The sequence below is a fragment of the Streptomyces ortus genome (genome assembly GCF_026341275.1).
In the GTDB taxonomy this organism is placed as follows: domain Bacteria; phylum Actinomycetota; class Actinomycetes; order Streptomycetales; family Streptomycetaceae; genus Streptomyces; species Streptomyces ortus.
The window spans coordinates 8,502,850-8,519,900 of record NZ_JAIFZO010000002.1; the positions used below are offsets into that span (position 1 = coordinate 8,502,850).

The window sequence follows — 17,051 nt, forward strand, 5'->3', positions numbered from 1 at the left end:
ATGGGCGAGCGAATCGGTGGCAGCTTTTCCTTGTCCGACAGCCAGGAGGGAATCTGGCACGCGCAGCGCCTGGGAGGCCCTCGCGCGCTCTACAGCGTCGGGCAGGCCGTCGAGATCACGGGTGCGCTGGACGTGCCCGTCTTCGAGACCGCGCTGCGCCGGACGGTCGAGGAGACCGAGATCCTGGGCGTGCGATTCGCCGAGGACACGGACGGCAGCGCACGCGCCGTACCGCACCCCGCCCGGCCATGGTCGCTGCGCATCGAAGAGCCGGGCGAGGGCGGCGGCGACCCGCGGGCGTGGCTGGAAACCCGGATGCGCGACGAACTCACCGGCGTGGAGGATCCGCGCGGAGAGCGACTGTTCGCGTTCGTGCTCTTCCGTCTCGATTCCCATCGGTACTGCTGGTTCCAGGCCTATAACCACCTGCTGCTCGACGGATATGCGTGCACACTGATGGCGCACCGGGTCGCCGAGGTGTATTCGGCCCTCGTCGGCGGCGCGGTATATCCGGAGGCCGAGTTCGTTTCCCTGGCCGACGCACTCGACGAGGAGGCCAGGTACCGGAACTCGACCGAATTCGCCGACGACCGACGTTATCTGCGCGACCGATTCTCGGACCGGCCGGAATTGGCGGGGGTTCCGCGCCTGTCCGGTATCTCCGGACGTCTCCAGGAGTCCGGGCCCGGGGCCATCTCCGGGTCCGGGTCAGGGTCCGGCGCGGTGCTGCGCGAGACGGGCAGCTTCGCACCCGCCGCAACGGACGCGCTGCGCTCCGCGGCGGACCGCGCCGGCCTGCGGACGTCCCGGCTGCTCGCCGCCGCTTCCGGCGCCTTCGTGAGTGGCATGACGGGTTCGGCCGAAGCGCTGCTCAGCCTGCCCGTGACCGGCCGCGTGGGTGAGGCGGACCTGCGGACCCGCCTCACCCGGGCGAACATGCTGCCTCTACGGTTCCCGGTCCCGGCCGGGGCGAGCCTCCTCGACCTCGCCCGGACGGCCGACGGGGCTCTCGGTGAACTGCTCCAGCACCAGCGGTACCGGGGCGAGCACCTGCGCCGGGACCTGGGCTGGCCGGAGGGCGACCTCTGGCACTTCGGTCCCTACCTGAACATCCTGCCGCGGACGAGGGAGTTGGCCTTCGGCGACTGCCGGGGCGTCGCACGGGACGTGTCGACCCGACTGGTCGAGGACTTCGGGGTGCTGATCGACCGGACGGGTTCCGGGACCGAGATCACCGTGGAGGCGAACGCGGCGCTGTACGACCGGGCCTGGGTGCGGGCGGTTCAGCGCTCGCTGGTCGGATTCATCACGCGGGCGGTCGAGGACCCGACGGCGCCGGTGCGGCGGATCGGAGTGGCGGGGGACGACGAACGTGCCCTGATGACGAGCGGGTGGAGCGGTACGGCGCGGGAGGTGGACGCGTCGACGGTGGTGGAGCGGTTCCGTGGGTGGGCGGTGCGGGCGTCGGATGCGCGTGCCTTGTGGTTCCGGCAACAGGCGCTGTCCTACAGCGAGTTGGATGCGCGGTCGGACGCGCTGGCACGAGGGTTGATTGCCCGTGGTGTGGGGCGTGAGTCGCGGGTGGGGCTGTGTCTGCCGCGCGGAACCGAAATGGTGACCGCGGTCCTGGCGGTGTGGAAGGCGGGTGGGGCGTACATTCCGTTGGATCCGGAGTATCCGTCCGACCGGTTGGCGTTCATGGTGGCCGACAGTGGTGCGGAGTTGGTGCTGGTCGCGGAGGAGACCGCGGACCGGCTGCCGGCGGATGCGAATTCGGTGCTGCTGGGCGAGCTGGGGAGCGGCTCGGGGGTGCTGCCGATAGTCACCTCTGACCAGCTGGCGTACGTCATTTATACGTCGGGGTCGACGGGGCGTCCGAAGGGTGTGGCGGTGACGCATGCCTCCGTGGCGAATTTGGCGTCGGCCATGCGACCGGTGCTTGGTGTGGAGCCTGGTGTGACGGCTCTGCAGTTCGCGTCGTTCAGTTTTGATGCGGCGGTGTTGGATGTGGCGGTGACGCTGGCGGCGGGGGGTGCGTTGGCGATCGCTTCGGCGGAGGAGCGGCAGGATCCTTCGGTTCTCGCCGCGATGGTCGGGGCGGCGGGTGTGTCCGTGGCGAGTGTGGTGCCGTCGTTGTTGGGGGTGCTGGAGCCGACGTCGGTTGCGGGGGTGGGGAACTGGGTTTTGGGCGCGGAGCGGTTGGAGGCTGGTCTTGCGGCGAAGTGGCGTGCGGGTGCCCGGGTGTGGAACACGTACGGGCCCACGGAGGCCACCGTCATCACCACTGCCGTGCTGTTGGAGGAGGGGATTGCGGGTGATGACGGGCCGCCGGTGATCGGTCGTGCGTTGCCCAACACGCGTACGTATGTGCTGGATGGGTTTTTGCGGCCTGTTCCGGTGGGTGTGGCGGGGGAGTTGTATATCGCGGGTTCGGGGTTGGCTCGCGGGTATGTCGGTCGTGCGGATCTGACGGCGGAACGGTTCGTCGCGTGCCCGTTCGGTGAGGGCGGGCGGATGTACCGCAGTGGGGATCTGGCGCGGTGGACGGCGGACGGGCAGTTGGAGTTCGTGGGACGTGCGGACGCGCAGGTGAAGATCCGTGGGTTCCGGGTGGAGCTCGGTGAGGTCGAGACCGTCCTCGCTGGTCATCCGCAGGTCGAGCGGGCCGCTGTGGTGGCCCGTGACGGTCGGCTGGTCGGATACGTCGTCGGTGACGTGGACGGCGAGGACGTGCGGACGTTCGCGGCCACCCGGCTGCCGGAGTACATGGTTCCGTCGGTGGTCGTTGTCCTCGACGCGTTCCCGTTGACCGTCAACGGGAAGATCGACCGGGCGGCGCTGCCGGTGCCGGAGGCTGTGCCGAGCGCCGGCCGGACCGCGACGACGCCCGCCGAGGAGGCGTTCTGCGCGCTGTTCGCCGAGGTGCTGGGGCTGGAGGAGGTCGGAGTCGGGGACAGCTTCTTCGCGCTGGGCGGCGACTCCATCACAGCGATGCTGCTGGTGGCGCGGTCCCGCCGCGAGGGTCTGGTGGTCGGCGCCCGCCAGGTGCACGAGCTGCGGACACCGGCGCAGTTGGCCGCTGTGGCGACGCGAGTCGACGGCGCGCCGGACGGCGCGCACCCGGCTGACTCCGCCTTCGGCGAGGTACCGCTGACGCCGGTGATGCACGAGGTGCTGGACCGGGTCGGTGCCGATGGCGTTCGCGCCGTCGTGCAGTCGATGGCGGTCGAGGCGCCGGCGGGACTGGACGAGGCGGCGTTGCGGGACGCGATGGCGGCCCTCACGGAGCGCCATGAGGTCCTGCGGGCGCGGTTGATGGCGGATTCGGCCGTGTTGGTGGTGCCCGGAGCGGATGCGGTGGTCGTGTCCGGGCTGGTGGCTCGGGTGGGTGTGATCGGGGCTGATCCGGCTGCTGCGGTGGCGGAGCAGGTCGAGGCGGCGGTGGGGCGGTTGGATCCCGCGGCCGGGGTGATGGTGCAGGTGGTGTGGCTGGACGCGGGGCCGGATGTGCCGGGCCGACTCGTCGTGGTGGCCAACCACCTGGTCGTGGACGCGGTGTCCTGGCAGGTGCTCCTGCCGGATCTGTGGTCCGCGTACGAGGCACTCACCGAAGGACGGTCGGTGGAGTTGGATCCGGTTCCGGTGTCGTTCCGTGCGTGGGCGCGGGAGTTGGCGGCGGAGGCGGGTCGGTCCGAGCGGGTGGCCGAGTTGTCGGTGTGGCGTGCGATGGTGGACGGTCCGCAGGAGTTGCTGACGGATGTTCCGCTGGATCCGCTGATGGATAGGGGTGCGACGGTCCGCGAGGTGGCGGTGACCGTCCCGGTGGAGGTGACGGCAGCGCTGCTGGCGGAGGTGCCGTCGGCGTTCCATGCCGGCGTGGATGAGGTGCTGCTGGCTGGACTGGCCGGGAGGACGGTCGGTGAGTGGGCCGGTGTGGACGGCCGGTTCCTGGTGGATGTCGAGCGGCACGGCCGGTTGCCGTTGTCCGACGGGATGGATCTGTCGCGCACAGTGGGCTGGTTCACGTCCACGCATCCGGTGCGACTCAGCGCGAGCGTCGGCGCTGACGGCGGTGTGTCGGTGCTCGGGGCCAAGGAGCAGGTGCGGGCGGTGCCCGGGGACGGCCTCGGCTACGGGTTGCTGCGGTACGTCAATCCGGAGACCGCTGGGGAGTTGGCGGGACTGCCGTCGGCGCAGGTCGGCTTCAACTATCTGGGGCGCGTGGGGACCGGCGACGGCTTTGGGGCGGGGAGCGCGCCGCAGGCACCGGTGATGCATGCCCTGGAGTTGCTGGGTTTGGTGCGGGAGTCGGCGGACGGTCCGGTGCTGGAGCTGCGGTTGGCTTTCCCACTGCGGTTGTTGGGCGTCGGTCGGGCGCGAGGACTGTTGGAGGCGTGGGTTGATGCGCTGACGGGTCTGGTCGCGGATGTGCGGGCGGGTGCGGGCGGGTATTCGCCGTCCGATTTCCCGCTGGTGGTGTTGGACCGGGCCGGTGTGGAGCAGATCGAGGCGGCGGTTCCGGGGCTGGCGGAGGTACTGCCGATCGCTCCACTTCAGGAGGGCTTGTTGTTTCACTCGCTCTTCGACGAAGACGGTGTGGATGTCTACGTCGAACAGCTGGTGCTGGCGCTCGATGGTGAGGTGGACGGGGGCCGGCTGCGGGCATCGTGGCAGGTGTTGGTGGATCGGCATGCGGCGTTGCGGGCTGGTTTCGTGCAGGTCGGAGGTGCTACGGGTCCGGTGCAGGTGGTGGTTGACCGGGCCGAACTGCCGTGGCGTGAGGTCGATGTGTCAGGGCTGGGTGACGGCGCGGCGGATCGGTTGGGTGTGGAGGAGCGGTCGGCGCGGTTCGATCTGGCGGCGCCGCCGCTGCTGCGGGTGGCGCTGGTGCACGTGAGTGACCGTAGACACCAGATGGTCGTGACCCTCCACCACCTGCTCCTCGACGGCTGGTCGCTTCCGTTGGTGATGCGGGAGTTGTGGGCGCTTTATGCGGCCGGAGGCCGTGCGGCAGGGCTCGGTGTGCCGGTGTCGGCCCGGCCGTACTGGACGTGGTTGGCCGGTCGCGACACGTCGGCGGCGCTGGAAGCCTGGCGGACCGAGTTGGCGCCGGTCGAAGAGCCGACGCTCGTCGTGTCCACCGAGCCGAGTGCGACGGCGTCCGTCGTCCTGGACCGGGTGACAGACCACGCGAGCGTCGAACTCGTACACGACTTGGAGCGGGTTGCGCGTGGTGTCGGGGTGACGCTGAACACCGTGGTGCAGCTGGCGTGGGCGTTGGTGCTTGGGCAGATAACGGGTCGTCGTGAGGTGGTGTTCGGGGCGACGGTGGCCGGGCGGCCGGCGGAACTTCCGGGGATGGAGGCGATGCTCGGTCTGTTCATCAACACGCTGCCGGTACGCGTCGATCTGGAGGCTGCTCAATCGGTGGAGGAGGTGCTGGGGGCGCTTCAGGCGCGTCAGTCGGCACTGCTCGACCACCAGCATGTCGGGCTGAGCGAGGTGCAGCGGGCCGCCGGCCCCGGCGCGACCTTCGACACCCTCCTGGCCTTCGAGAACTACCCGGGCGACCTGGACGCCCAGCCCCTCGACGACGCCCTCACCGTCACGGCCACCGAGCTCCGCGAGTCGACCAACTTCGCGCTTGCGCTCGGGGTCACCCCGGACGACGGCCTCGCGATCCGTCTCGACTACCGGACTGACGTGTTCAGGCGCCGCAACGCTCTGCGGATGGCCCGTCGCCTGGTCCGGGTGTTGGAGCAGATCGCGACCGATCCGCAACTCCGTCTCGCCGAGATCGAGTTGTTGGACGAGGCCGAGCGGGCCGCGGTGGTGGAGGAGTGGAACGCCACCACGCATCCGATGGAGCCCGGCACGGTGCTGGAGCGGTTCCGTGGGTGGGCGGTGCGGACGCCGGGGGCGGTGGCGTTGTGGTGCCAGCATCAGGAGCTGTCGTACCGCGAGGTGGATGTGCGCTCGGATGTGCTGGCGCGGGGGCTGGTCTCCCGTGGTGTGGGGCGTGAGTCGCGGGTGGGTTTGTGTCTGCCGCGTGGGGTCGAGATGGTCGTGGCGATGTTGGCGGTGTGGAAGGCGGGTGGGGCGTACGTCCCGTTGGATCCGGAGTATCCGTCCGACCGGTTGTTGTTCATGGTGGCTGACAGTGGTGCGGAGTTGGTGCTGGTTGCGGACGAGACCGCGGACCGGCTCCCGGCCGAGGTGGAGACGGTTCTGCTCGCGGAGTTGCAGACCGGCTTCGGTGAGGGGCCGGGCTGCGTCGTGGTTCCGGGACAGCTGGCGTATGTCATCTATACGTCGGGGTCGACGGGGCGTCCGAAGGGTGTGGCGGTGACGCATGCCTCCGTGGCGAATTTGGCGTCGGCCATGCGACCGGTGCTTGGTGTGGAGCCTGGTGTGACGGCTCTGCAGTTCGCGTCGTTCAGTTTTGATGCGGCGGTGTTGGATGTGGCGGTGACGCTGGCGGCGGGGGGTGCGTTGGCGATCGCTTCGGCGGGGGAGCGGCAGGATCCTTCGGTTCTCGCCGCGATGGTCGGGGCGGCGGGTGTGTCCGTGGCGAGTGTGGTGCCGTCGTTGTTGGGGGTGTTGGAGCCGACGTCGGTTGCGGGCGTGGGGAACTGGGTTTTGGGCGCGGAGCGGTTGGAGGCCGGTCTTGCGGCGAAGTGGCGTGCGGGTGCCCGGGTGTGGAACACGTACGGGCCCACCGAAGCCACCGTCATCACCACAGCCGTCCTGCTGGAGGAAGACATCACCGGCGAGGACGCCCCGCCGGCCATCGGCTGCCCGCTGCCCAACGTCCGCACCTACGTCCTGGACGCGTTCCTACGCCCCGTCCCCGACGGCGTAACAGGTGACCTCTACGTTGCCGGATCCGGCCTGGCCCGCGGTTACATCAACCGGCCCGACCTGACGGCCGAGGGGTTCGTGGCCTGCCCCTTCGATGACGGCGGGCGGATGTACCGGACGGGGGACCTGGCGCGCTGGACCGCCGACGGGGCGTTGGAGTTCATGGGACGTTCGGACGCGCAGGTGAAGATCCGCGGGTTCCGGGTGGAGCTCGGTGAGGTCGAGACCGTCCTCGCTGGTCATCCGCAGGTCGAGCGGGCCGCTGTGGTGGCCCGTGACGGTCGGCTGGTCGGATACGTCGTCGGTGACGTGGAGGGTGAGGCGCTGCGGGAGGTGGCCGCTGGTCGGCTGCCGGAGTACATGGTTCCGTCGGTGGTCGTGGTCCTCGACGCGTTCCCTTTGACCGTCAACGGGAAGATCGACCGGCACGCCCTGCCTGCCCCCGAGCTCGCGGCCGTCGACACGCGTGCCCCGTCGACCGAGACAGAGGAATTGTTCTGCGCGCTGTTCGCCAAGGTGCTGGGGCTGGAGGAGGTCGGAGTCGGGGACAGCTTCTTCGCGCTGGGCGGAGACTCGATCATGTCGATGCACCTTGCGTCCCGGGCCCGTTCCGCGGGCTGGACCGTGTCGCCCCGCCAGATCTTCGAGGAGAAGACGCCCGAGCGGTTGGCACGGCTGGCCGTGGCCCCGTCCGGCACGGGGAGCGCACGGAGCTCGGACACCGGCGTCGGTGAGGTGCCGCTGACCCCGGTGATGCGCGAACTGCTGGACCGGGTCGGCCCGGAGCGGGTCGGCCGGATCGTTCAGCCGGGTGTGCTGACGGTGCCCCCGGGGCTGACTCGCGAGGCGCTCGTCGACGCCGTACGAGCCACGATGGAGCGCCATGAGGTCCTGCGGGCGCGGTTGATGGCGGATTCGGCCGTGTTGGTGGTGCCTGAAGCGGATGCGGTGGTCGTGTCCGGGCTGGTGGCTCGGGTGGATGTGATCGGGGCTGATCCGGCTGCTGCGGTGGCGGAGCAGATCGATGCGGCGGTGGCGCGGTTGGATCCCGCGGCCGGGGTGATGGTGCAGGTGGTGTGGCTGGATGCCGGGCCGGAGGTGCCGGGCCGACTGGTCGTGGTGGCCAACCACCTGGTCGTGGACACGGTCTCGTGGCAGATCCTGCTACCGGACCTTGGGCGGGCGCTGACGGCTCGCGTTGCGGGACGGTCGGCGGAGCTGGAACCGGTTCCGGTGTCGTTCCGTGCGTGGGCGCGGGAGCTTGCGGCGGAGGCGGTTCGGCCCGAGCGGGTGACAGAGCTGCTGGCGTGGCGTGCGGTGGTCGACGGTCCGCAGGAATTGCTGACGGATGTTCCGCTGGATCCGCTGGTGGATGTGGGTGCGACGATCCGCGAGGCGGCGGTGACCGTTCCGGTGGAGGTGACGGCAGCGCTGTTGACGGGGGTGCCGTCGGCGTTCCATGCCGGGGTGGATGAGGTGTTGTTGGCCGGGCTGGCCGGGGCGGTCGGCGAGTGGGCCGGTCTGGACGGGCTGTTGGTGGATGTCGAGGGGCATGGGCGCGAGCCGCTGTCAGGTATCCCCGATCTGTCGCGCACGGTCGGCTGGTTCACGTCCTCGCATCCCGTCCGGCTGAGTGCGGGTGCCGATGGTGGTGTGTCGGTGCTCGAAGTGAAGGAGCAGGTGCGGGCGGTGCCCGGCGACGGGCTCGGCTATGGGCTGCTCCGCTGGCTGAACCCGGAGACCATGGACGAGCTGGCGGTTCTGCCGCCGGCGCAGGTCGGCTTCAACTACCTCGGTCGCGTGGGTTCCGCCGAGGGCTTCGGGGCCGGTGGCGCGCCCGATGCCCCCGTGATGCACGCGGTGGAGTTGCTGGGTTTGGTGCGGGAGTCGGCGGACGGTCCGGTGCTGGAGCTGCGGTTGGCATACCCGGAGCGGTTGTTGCGGGCCGACCGGGCGCAGGAATTGCTGGAGGCGTGGGTTGATGCGCTGACGGGTCTGGTCGCGGATGTGCGGGCGGGTGCGGGCGGGTATTCGCCGTCCGATTTCCCGCTGGTGGTGGTGGACCGGGCCGAGGTGGAGGAGATCGAGGCGGCGGTTCCGGGGCTGGCGGACGTCCTCCCCGTCGCTCCGCTTCAGGAGGGTCTGCTGTTCCACTCCCTGTTTGACCAAGACGGTGTGGATGTCTATGTCGAGCAGTTCGTTCTGGCGCTCGATGGTGAGGTGGACGGGGGTCTGCTGCGGGTGTCGTGGCAGGTGTTGGTGGATCGGCATGCGGCGTTGCGGGCTGGTTTCGTGCAGGTCGGAGGTGCTACGGGTCCGGTGCAGGTGGTGGTTGACCGGGCCGAACTGCCGTGGCGTGAGGTCGATGTGTCAGGGCTGGGTGACGGCGCGGCGGATCGGGTGGGTGTGGAGGAGCGGTCGGCGCGGTTCGATCTGGCGGCGCCGCCGCTGCTGCGGGTCGCGCTGGTGCGGGTGGGTGATCGCCGGTACCAGATGGTGGTGACGCTCCATCACCTGTTGCTGGACGGCTGGTCGCTTCCGTTGGTGATGCGGGAGTTGTGGGCGCTTTATGCGGCCGGAGGCCGTGCGGCAGGGCTCGGTGTGCCGGTGTCGACCCGGCCGTACTGGACGTGGTTGGCCGGGCGCGACACGTCGGCGGCGCTGGAAGCCTGGCGGACCGAGTTGCTGTCGATCGAGGAGCCGACACTCGTCGCGCCCGCTGTCACCGGGACGGACGCCGTGTTGGCCCGATCGTTGACGGTCGAGGCACGGGAGGGGCTGGTCGAGGGCCTGGAGCGGGTTGCGCGTGGTGCCGGGGTGACGCTGAACACCGTGGTGCAGCTGGCGTGGGCGTTGGTGCTGGGGCAGATGACGGGTCGTCGTGAGGTGGTGTTCGGGGCGACGGTGGCCGGGCGTCCGGCGGAACTTGCGGGGATGGAGGCGATGCTCGGTCTGTTCATCAACACGCTGCCGGTACGCGTCGATCTGGAGGCTGCTCAATCGGTGGAGGAGGTGCTGGGGGCGCTTCAGGCGCGTCAGTCGGCGTTGCTTGACCACCAGCATGTCGGGCTGAGCGAGGTGCAGCGGGCCGTCGGCCCCGGCGCGACCTTCGACACCCTCCTGGCCTTCGAGAACTACCCGGGCGACCCGGCGGCCCAGCCGTCAGTGCCGGGCCTGACGATCTCAGGTGTCGCGTCGCGCGAGTCGACGAGCTTCGCGCTGGCGCTGGGCGTCCGGCCGGAGGAAGGGCTGACGCTACGGCTGGACTATCGCCCGGACGCCTTCGACGGCGACGCCGCGCGGACCCTGATCGATCGCGTGGTGCGCGCGTTGGAACAGCTCGCGGCGGACCCGGCGGTCCGGCTTGCCGAGCTTGAGCTGCTGGACGAGGCCGAGCGGGCCGCGGTGGTGGAGGAGTGGAACGCCACCACGCATCCGATGGAGCCCGGCACGGTCCTCGACCGGTTCCGACGATGGGTCGTGGAAACTCCGGACGCGACGGCCGGGCGGTCCGGCGAGCAGTCGCTGTCGTACGCCGAGTTGGACGCGCGCTCGGACGCTGTCGCCCGCGGTTTGGTGGCGCGTGGTGTGGGGCGTGAGTCGCGGGTGGGTTTGTGTCTGCCGCGTGGGGTCGAGATGGTCGTGGCGATGTTGGCGGTGTGGAAGGCGGGTGGTGCGTACGTCCCGTTGGATCCGGAGTATCCGTCCGACCGGTTGTTGTTCATGGTGGCTGACAGTGGCGCGGAGTTGGTGCTGGTTGCGGACGAGACCGCGGACCGGCTCCCGGCCGAGGTGGAGACGGTTCTGCCCGCGGAGTTGCAGACCGGCTTCGGCGAGGGGCCGGACTGCGTCGTGGTTCCGGGACAGCTGGCGTATGTCATCTATACGTCGGGGTCGACGGGGCGTCCGAAGGGTGTGGCGGTGACGCATGCCTCCGTGGCGAATTTGGCCTCGGCCATGCGACCGGTGCTCGGTGTGGAGCCTGGTGTGACGGCTCTGCAGTTCGCGTCGTTCAGTTTCGATGCGGCGGTGTTGGACGTGGCGGTGACACTGGCCGCGGGGGGTGCGTTGGCGATCGCTTCGGCGGAGGAGCGGCAGGATCCTTCGGCTCTCGCCGCGATGGTCGGGGCGGCGGGTGTGTCCGTGGCGAGTGTGGTGCCGTCGTTGCTGGGGGTGCTGGAGCCGACGTCGGTTGCGGGCGTGGGGAACTGGGTTTTGGGCGCGGAGCGGTTGGAGGCCGGTCTCGCGGCGAAGTGGCGTGCGGGTGCCCGGGTGTGGAACACGTACGGGCCCACCGAAGCCACCGTCATCACCACTGCCGTCCTGTTGGAGGAGGGGATTGCGGGTGATGACGCGCCGCCGGTGATCGGTCGTGCGTTGCCCAACACGCGTACGTATGTGCTGGATGGGTTTTTGCGGCCTGTTCCGGTGGGTGTGGCGGGGGAGTTGTATATCGCGGGTTCGGGGTTGGCTCGCGGGTATGTCGGTCGTGCGGATCTGACGGCGGAACGGTTCGTCGCGTGCCCGTTCGGTGAGGGCGGGCGGATGTACCGCAGTGGGGATCTGGCGCGGTGGACGGCGGACGGGCAGTTGGAGTTCGTGGGACGTGCGGACGCGCAGGTGAAGATCCGTGGGTTCCGGGTGGAGCTCGGTGAGGTCGAGACCGTCCTCGCTGGTCATCCGCAGGTCGAGCGGGCCGCTGTGGTGGCCCGTGACGGTCGGCTGGTCGGATACGTCGTCGGTGACGTGGACGGCGAGGACGTGCGGACGTTCGCGGCCACCCGGCTGCCGGAGTACATGGTTCCGTCGGTGGTCGTTGTCCTCGACGCGTTCCCGTTGACCGTCAACGGGAAGATCGACCGGGCGGCGCTGCCGGTGCCGGAGGCTGTGCCGAGCGCCGGCCGGACCGCGACGACGCCCGCCGAGGAGGCGTTCTGTGCCCTGTTCGCCGAGGTGCTGGGGCTGGAGGAGGTCGGAGTCGGGGACAGCTTCTTCGCGCTGGGCGGCGATTCGATCCTGTCGATGCAGCTCGCCTCGCGGGCTCGCCGCGCCGGCTGGGTGGTGACCCCGAGGCAGATCTTCGAGGAGAAGACCCCGGAACGGCTGGCACTGGTCGCGGCCGGGACGGGGGAAGCGACCACCAAGGTCATGGACACGGGTGTCGGTGAGGTGCCGCTGACCCCGGTGATGCGCGAACTGCTCGACCGAGTAGGCCCGGAGGCTGTACGGCAGATCGTCCAGCCGGTGGTCATGGAGGCGCCGGCGGGGCTGGACCTTGACGTGCTTGTCGCCGCTCTGCACACGGTGGTGAACCGTCATGATGTCCTGCGAGCCCGGTTAATGTCGGATTCCGGCGTGTTGGTGGTACCGGAAGCGGATGCGGTGGATGTGTCCGGGCTGGCGGCTCGGGTGGATGTGATCGGGGCTGATCCGGCTGCTGCGGTGGCGGAGCAGATCGTTGCGGCGGTGGCGCGGTTGGATCCTGCTGCCGGGGTGATGGTGCAGGTGGTGTGGCTGGACGCGGGGCCGGATGTGCCGGGCCGCCTCGTCGTGGTGGCCAACCACCTGGTCGTGGACACCGTTTCCTGGCAGGTGCTGCTGCCCGACCTGGAGCAGGCGTGCAAGGCGTTGGCTGAGGGACGTCCCGCGGAGTTGGATCCGGTACCGGTGTCGTTCCGTGCGTGGGCGCGTGAACTGGCGGTGGAGGCGGTTCGGCCCGAGCGGGTGGCCGAATTGCCGGTGTGGCGTGCGGTGGTGGACGGTCCGCAGGAGTTGCTGACGGATGTTCCGCTGGATCCGCTGGTGGATCGGGGTGCGACGGTCCGTGAGGTGGCGGTGACCGTCCCGGTGGCGGTGACTGCGGCGCTGCTGGGGGCAGTGCCGTCAGCATTCCATGCCGGCGTGGACGAGGTGCTGCTGGCCGGGCTGGCCGGGGCGGTCGGCGAGCGGGCCGGGTCTGCCGGATTCTTGGTGGATGTCGAGGGGCATGGGCGTGAGCCGCTGTCAGGTATCCCCGATCTGTCGCGCACGGTTGGCTGGTTCACGTCCTCGCATCCCGTACGGCTCAGCGCGAGCGTCGGCGCTGACGGTGGTGTGTCGGTGCTGGGGGCGAAGGAGCAGATGCGGGCGGTGCCCGGGGACGGCCTCGGCTACGGCCTGTTGCGGCACGTTAATCCGGAGACCACCGCCGAGTTGGCGGGGCTGCCCTCCGCGCAGGTCGGCTTCAACTACCTCGGGCGCGTAGGGACGGGCGAGGGCTTCCGGGCGGGAGGTATGCCCGACACTCCGGTGATGCATGCGGTGGAACTGCTCGCATCGGTACGCGAGGTGGCAGACGGCCCAGTACTGGAACTGGTGCTGGCCTGGCCGGAACGGTTGATGGCGGCCGACCGGGCACGCGCGCTGCTGGAGGCTTGGGCGGAGGCACTGTCAGCGCTTACGGCGCAGGTCCGCGACGGGGCCGGCGGCCATTCCCCCTCCGACTTCCCCATGGCCTCCCTGTCTCAGGAGGGTGTGGAGGAGCTGGAGTCGGCGGTGCCCGGTCTGGAGGATGTGTGGCCGCTGTCCCCACTCCAGGCAGGGCTGCTCTTCCACTCGTCGTTCGATGACGACGGCGGGGCGGATGTGTATGCCGGTCAGCGCGCGCTTGCCCTGGACGGGCCCATGGATGTCGGTCGGCTACGCGCCTCGTGGGATCTGGTGGTGGGGCGGCATGCGATCTTGCGTGCGGGATTCCACCGACTGGCGTCGGGTGAGGCGGTCCAGGTCGTCGCGCGGCAGGTGGAACTGCCGTGGCGCGAGTTCGATGTGAGCGGTCTGCCGGAGGCTGAAGCGGAGGCTGAGGCGGCCCGGTTGTCCGGGGAAGAGTTGGCGGCCGGCTTTGAACTCGGGCGGGCTCCACTGCTGCGGGTACTGCTGCTCCGTCTGGGCGAACGGCGCCATCGACTGGTGCTGACGTCCCATCACATCGTGCTCGACGGATGGTCGTTGCCGATCCTGCTGAACGAGCTGCAGACGGTGTACCGGGCGGGCGGAGGCACCCAGGCGTTGCCTGCGGTGCGGTCGTACCGGGATTACCTGTCGTGGCTCGGCCGTCAGGACCGGGAGGCCGCGCGGGCCGCGTGGCGGGAGGAACTGGCCGGGGCGGAGGAGCCGACGCTGGTTGCTCCGATGGATCCGGCCCGGTTGCCGATGCGGCCCGAGGCGGTGCGTGTCGAGTGCGGGGCCGAGCTGACGCGGGCGCTGAACGACGTGGCCCGCCGAGGCGGCGTAACGATGGCGACGGTGGTGCAGGGTGCGTGGGCTCTGGTGCTGGCCCGTTTGTCGGGGCGCCGGGATGTGGTGTTCGGGACGACGGTGGCGGGGCGGCCGGCGGATCTGCCGGGTGCGGAGTCGTTGATCGGGTTGTTCATCAACACCCTGCCGGTGCGGGTCCAGATGGATGGCGGGGAATCCGTACTCGAACTGCTGGACCGACTGCAGCGCCGCCAGCTCGGCGTGATGGGTCACCAGCACCTCGGGCTGGCGGAGATCAAGCAGGTCGCCGGGCCGGGCGCGGAGTTCGACACGCTTGTCGTCTACGAGAACTATCCGCAGTCCGCCGAGGCGAGGCCGGATGACCCCGACGCTCTCGTCATTCGGCCGGGTGGCCGGACGCGGGATGCCAGTCACTATCCGCTGGGGTTGATCGTCGCGCCGGGTGAGCGGATGGAGTTGCAGCTGGATCATCGTCCGGACCTGTTCGACCGGGCGCGGGCCGATGAGGTGTTGGCCGCGCTGGTGCGGGTGTTGGAGCAGTTCGCTGCTGACCCGGAGCTGCCTTTGGGGCGAATAGGGTTGCTGGACTCGGAACGGCGGGAGCGTCTGACGCGGGACTGGCAGGACGTGTCCCCGCGGGTGCCTTCCGGGACGTTGCCTGAGTTGCTTGCGGAGCAGGTGCGGCGGTCGCCGGACGCGCCGGCCCTTGAGTCGGGCGCACACAGTTTGACGTATGCGGAGGTGGAGGCTGAGGCTGGTCGGTTGGCGCGCTATCTGATCGCTGCGGGGGTGGGTCCGGAGCGGCGGGTTGCTGTGGTGGCTGAGCGGTCGGTGACCACGGTGGTGGCGTTGCTGGCGGTCTCGATGGCGGGCGGAGCCTTCGTCCCGCTGGACCCCGCACACCCTGCGGACCGGCTCGCTCTGGTGCTGGAGGACGCCGACCCGGTCGTGGTGCTGTGTACGCACGCCACTTGGTCCGTGCTGCCGGAAGTACGCCGAGAGCGGGTGATCGTTCTGGACGATCCGGAGACCGTGACGGCTGTGGCCGGTTGTGTGCCGGGTCGGGTGGTGGATGCGGAGCGGATCGTGCCGTTGGGGGTGGCGAATGCTGCGTATGTCATTCATACCTCGGGTTCGACGGGGCGGCCGAAGGGGGTCGTTGTGTCGCATGCGGGGTTGGCGAATCTGGCGTGGGCGCAGGTTGATCGGTTTGCGGTGGGGGAGCGGGCGCGGGTGTTGCAGTTCGCGTCGTTGAGTTTTGACGCGGCGGTGTCGGAGTTGTGTATGGCGTTGGTGTCGGGTGCGGTGTTGGTGGTGGCTGGGGCTGAGGGGTTGCCGCCGAGGGTGTCGTTGGGTGAGGCGGTGGAGCGCACACACGCGACGCATGTGACGGTTCCGCCGGGTGTGCTGGCGGTGGAGGATGCGTTGCCGGCGGGGTTGGAGACGTTGGTGGTGGCGGGTGAGGTGTGTCCGCCGGGGTTGGTCGACCGTTGGTCGGTGGGGCGGCGGATGGTCAATGCGTACGGTCCGACCGAAGTGACCGTGTGTGCGGCGATGAGCCTGCCTCTCACCCCCGGAGACGGGTCCAGGACGGGTGCGGGTGACACCGACGGTGTGCCGATCGGGCGGCCGACGGTGAACATGCGGGCCTATGTCCTGGACCAGTTCCTCCAGCCGGTGCCGGTCGGCGTGGCAGGTGAGCTGTATGTGTCCGGGCCCGGGCTGGCGCGCGGTTACTCCGGGCGCCCGGACCTGACAGCGGAGCGGTTCGTGGCCGATCCGTTCGACGCCGGGGCGCGCATGTACCGCACCGGAGACCTGGCGCGCTGGCTTCCCGACGGTCAACTGACGTTCGTGGGCCGGGTGGACGAGCAGGTGAAGATCCGCGGCTTCCGCATCGAGCTGGGCGAGGTGGAAGCCGCCCTCGACGACCACCTGGAGGTCGCGCAGGCCGTCGTGACGGTACGGGACGGCAGGCTCGTCGCCCATGTCGTGGGCGGAGCGGAGGCAGGCGAACTGCGGGAGTTCGTCGCCGCGCGTCTGCCGGAGTACATGGTTCCGGCGGCGGTGGTGGTGCTCGACGCGTTCCCGCTGACGGTGAACGGCAAGGTGGACCGGGCTGCTCTTCCCGACCCGGAGTTCGGTGGTTCGGGCTCGACACGAGGGCCCGGTACGGCGGCCGAGGAGGCCTTGTGTGCGCTGTTCGCGGAGGTGCTGGGTCTGGAGGCGGGTGCGATCGGGGTCGGGGACAGCTTCTTCGAGCTGGGCGGCGATTCGATCATGTCGATGCAGCTCGCGTCCCGGGCTCGTCGTTCCGGTTGGTTGCTGACCCCGAGGCAGATCTTCGAGGAGAAGACCCCGGAGCGGCTGGCACTGGTGGTGGCCGGGTCCGAGGAGGCCTCCACCGGGGCTGAGGACTCGGGTGTCGGAGAGGTGCCGTGGACGCCGTTGATGCGGTCGATGGGCGAGGAGGTGCTGCGGTCCGGCTTCGCGCAGTGGACGGTGATCGGCGCGCCGGCCGACCTGGGCATGGACGTTCTCAGGGCGGGCGTGAGCGCGCTGGTGGAAGCCCACGGGATGCTGCGGGCCCAGGTCGGGAGCGACCAGGTGTTGGTGGTTGCGGAGGCGGCTGGGATCGACGTGTCCGGGCTGGTGGCTCGGGTGGATGCCGCAGACCTGGCTGTGGGGAAGTTGGACCGGCTGGCGGTGGATGCCGCTCGGCAGGCTGTGACGAGGCTGGATCCGGTGGCCGGGGTGATGGTGCAGGTGGTGTGGGTGGATGCCGGGCCGGAGCGGGTCGGTCGGATCGTGCTGGCCGCGCATCACCTGGCGGTCGACGGGGTGTCGTGGCGCGTGCTGGTTCCCGACCTGCAGAGCGCGTGCGAGGCGGCGGGCGCGGGCCGGCGGCCGGATCCCGCGCCGGCGCCGACTTC

1 protein-coding gene (running past one end of the window) is annotated in these 17,051 nt (G+C 70.1%); it reads left to right on the top strand.

From position 1 onward, the window contains the following. On the top strand, nt 1-17,051 hold the 5' portion of the coding sequence (locus tag K3769_RS40315) for a non-ribosomal peptide synthase/polyketide synthase (RefSeq protein WP_267031170.1). It continues 5,617 nt past the right edge of the window; 17,051 of the gene's 22,668 nt are visible here — the first part of the coding sequence; the start codon lies at nt 1-3; its stop codon lies beyond the right edge, outside the window.